The organism is Bradyrhizobium sp. P5_C11_2, from assembly GCF_054049755.1.
On record NZ_JBFULT010000688.1, the window covers coordinates 1 to 3,433 of the forward strand.

A 3,433-nucleotide genomic window follows, 5' to 3' on the forward strand; every position below is an offset into this window, starting at 1 on the left:
CGCCACATAAGCCTCGGTCTCGACGTCGACCGGCTGGTCCTTGAGCGCGATCCACGCACCGACGAACGGGATGAAGGCCGGCGCGCCGACGTCCAGGCCACGCTGGCGGGCCGCAACGTAGTGCCCCATTTCATGCGCGAACAGCAGTGCGATGAAGCCCGCCGCATAGCGCCAGCCCCATATCGTCGCGTAGACCGCCAGCGACAACAGCATGGTGCCGCCGCTGGTGGCGAGCTTCCCCCATTTCAGGCCGGAGAACAGCAGCAGGAAGAGAGTTTTCATGCCGCCCCGCCGGCGGAATCGTCACGCGGCTTGCGGCGGAAGAATTTCAGTATCCCGGCGCCGAACACGGCCGCGCCGATGAAGATGGCTTTGGCGAATTTGAGCACGAAGGCGAGCACGAGGGCAAACAGGCCGAGCTTCTTGGCGGCGACGCCGCCGACCAGCGCGAGCAGTCCGTATTCGGCGATTCGATCGGTCGAGGCGCTGAAATCCTCATAGCGCTTGCCGGATTGATAGGAGAGGTTGGCGAGCAGTTCGTGGGCGGCGGATTTGTCGGTCGCGATTCTGGTCGAATCCGACAATAAGTTCAGGCTGAAATAGCCTTCGCGGCCCAGAGCGTAGGTGTTGTAGTTGACGTCCTTGCGGGCATCGTCCGACGCGCCCTTGTCCTTGCCGAGCACCGACCACACCAGGCGGTGCGACACGGCATCATAGTTCGGCGGCTCGATCCAGCCGATCACTTCCATCTCGGGAAATCCGCGCGCGGCGCGATCCTTGTTGGACTCGTCGACGCCCTCCTTGAGATTCTTCAGCAGGTCGTCGGCATTCCAATCCTTGGCGGCATCATCCTTGATATAGCCTTCCTTGATGTAGTTAATGACGACCAGCCACCGGTCGTTCTGCCGGGTGCCAAGGACGAGACCGACAAAGTTCGCGTCGTGAACCGTGTTGCCGAGTGCGCGCATCACCCGCGCAGCTTCAGCCTTGGGTACGAAGAAGTCGCCGGCCGGGATTTTCAACGCTGCCTGGTCGATGAGGGGAACGTCGGCGGGACCGGCGGTGCCGGCATTGCCGGCCGCCTGCCACGCGGCCGCCAGTTCGGCCTTGCGCGAGGCCTCGCTGGACGGAGCGCCTTGGGAGAAGGCGGGCTGTGCCCCGAATATGACAGACAGGATGATGCCGACAGCGGCCGCGAATTTTCTCACCAGATTTCCCCAGCAATCAGTCCACCGACGATCGGTGTTGCCGGCACTGTAGGATAACGATATGCGACAAAATAGAGCAGCCGCAGGTTGCGCTCGACTATCTCGCTGGCTGTTGCAATTTTGGCTCGTTTTTCGTGGAGCGCGTCTGGTTCGTCCTCTCCGTCATTCCCCGCCACCGGGTCTCGCCTTCGGCGAGCCCGATGACAGGCTCCGGCGGGGAATCCAGTACGCCGCGGCTTCTCGATGGGTCACAGACGTCTCGGGGTACTGGATCGCCCGATCAAGTCGGGCGATGACAGCGGAGGGTGGAGCTACGGTGTTCCGCATCTGACGAAGATACCCACCCTCACTTCTCCGCCAGATAAACCTCGCCCAGCAGCGACGAGTTCGACCACGGCACCTGCTTGTTCTTCGTCGACGAGACCACCTCGGCCCGCACCCGTGTCAGCATCTGCTGCACCTCCAGGCCCGGCGTGCCGATGTGGCGCGACAATGCCGCCGAGAACGGCGAGTTGGCGCCTTCGCCGTCGAGCGCGACCTGGCCCGGCGCGGTCGCGAATGCGATCAGCGTGCCGGCGCCCAGCGTTGCACCGGCGCCCAGGCCCGTCGGCGCGGCGAGGCCCGATGCGCCCTCGATGCCGCGATTGGCACTGGTCGATGCGACCTGCTGCGCCATCGGATTGTTGCGGCAGGCATCGAAGATCAAAATGTTGGTGCGGACCTGGTCGTCGAGGCCGGCCATGATCGTGTCCATGTCGATCATCGCCTCCGTCATGCTGCTACCTGCCTTCAGCTCGACGTCGATGGGAATGAGATAGTTGCGGCCGTCGACCTGCACGCCGTGGCCGGCGTAGTAGACCACGGCAACCTGCGCCCGCGCGGCCTCGCGCAAAAAGTCGCGCGTCATCTTCTGCATCGCCGTGCGGTCGAGATCGATGCCTTCCGACACGGTGAAGCCGATGTCGCGCAGGCTCCTGGCCACGGCGCGCGCGTCGTTGGGCGGATTGGGCAGCGCCTTGACATGCGCATAGGCGCCGTTGCCGATGATCAGGGCCATGCGCCTGCCGCGAACGGCCGGGGCAGGCGGGGGCGCCGGGGCCGCGCCGGTCTGCTGCGCGGCAGGTGTTGCCGCTGGCTGCGTCGTCGGTGACGGCGCATCGCGCGGGATCGGCGCGGCTGCCTCCGTCACCAGCGACAGCCGCACCTTTGCGGTCGCCTGGCTGGCCTTGCTGCCGGCATCCGAGGCCACGATCGCCAGCGTCGCCTTGTAGTCGTCGCGCGCGCGGGCGTAATCGCCCTTGGCCTCATAGGCCAGCGCGCGATGGGTGTAGCCCGAGATCAGCACGCTGTTCGGCGGCGTCATGATGTTGGCCGGCGGCTTSTCCTTGGCAAGCCGGATCGCCTCGCTGCCGTCGGCAATGGCGCGGTCGAGATCGCCCCTGGCCCGCCAGATCGCGGTGCGGTTGATCAGCGGCTGCGGCAGCGTCGGGTCGAGACGGATCGCCTGGTTGATGTCCGCCAGCGCGCCGTCGAGCTCGCCGAGCGCCTCCTTCGCGATACCGCGGTTCTGGAACGAGAACGCCGATTTCGGGTCGGCCTTGATCGACATGTCGTAGTCGGCGATCGCTTTTGCGTAGTCGCCCTTGCCGCGCCAGGCATTGCCGCGGTTGTGGAAGATGGTGCCGCTCGGCGGACCGAGCTTCAGTGCATCGTCGAAATCTGCGACCGCGATGTCGTACTCGCCCTTGTCGTAGTAGGCCGAGCCGCGCAAATTGTAGACCGCCTGGCTCGGCTGGAGCCGGATCGCCTCGGTGGTGTCTGCGATGACTCTCGTGTAGTCGCCCTTCTTGTTCCAGCCCACCGCGCGCCAGAAATAGACGGTCGCAAGCTGCTCGCCCTTGAACACCTTCAGCGCGACGATCTTGTTGCAGGCATCGATCATCTGGTCCGCCGGCGTGGTGTCGGTGGTGCAGAGCGGCCCGAGCTGGCTGCGCGCCTGCGCGAAGGCGGGCGCGGACCACAGGGTTGCGGCGAGCAGACAGAGCGCGACGAGCAGGCGGCGCATGGCGGTGGTCCCGTAGGCGGAAGGGGTCTCCGTTTGTTGCGTGGCGTGATGGGCAGGTTCAAGGCTGGCGCGTGTGCGATGAAGCAGCTGTGCGCCAATCTCTCCCCAACGTCGTCCCGGCGAAGGCCGGGACCCATAACCCCAGGGAGCAGTTTGGCGA

3 protein-coding genes and 1 pseudogene are annotated in these 3,433 nt (G+C 65.5%); all 4 read right to left on the reverse strand.

What is annotated here, in order from left to right:
* Window positions 1-282, reverse strand: a pseudogene (locus ACXJL8_RS36905) (site-2 protease family protein); the annotation flags it as partial.
* Window positions 279-1,208: a DUF2167 domain-containing protein gene (locus ACXJL8_RS36910; protein WP_456620962.1), complete on the reverse strand. Its 930-nt coding sequence runs from the start codon at window positions 1,206-1,208 to the stop codon at window positions 279-281. The pseudogene ACXJL8_RS36905 and the gene ACXJL8_RS36910, both read right to left, overlap by 4 nt.
* Complete coding sequence (locus ACXJL8_RS36915) at window positions 1,205-1,384, reverse strand: hypothetical protein (RefSeq protein ID WP_456620963.1); 180 nt, start codon at window positions 1,382-1,384, stop codon at window positions 1,205-1,207. The genes ACXJL8_RS36910 and ACXJL8_RS36915 overlap by 4 nt, the downstream gene beginning before the upstream one ends.
* Before the next feature lie 170 nt (window positions 1,385-1,554).
* Window positions 1,555-3,273 carry a caspase family protein gene (locus tag ACXJL8_RS36920; RefSeq protein ID WP_456686606.1) on the reverse strand — a complete coding sequence of 573 codons (1,719 nt, stop codon included), beginning with the start codon at window positions 3,271-3,273 and terminating at the stop codon, window positions 1,555-1,557.
* Window positions 3,274-3,433: the final 160 nt, after the last annotated feature.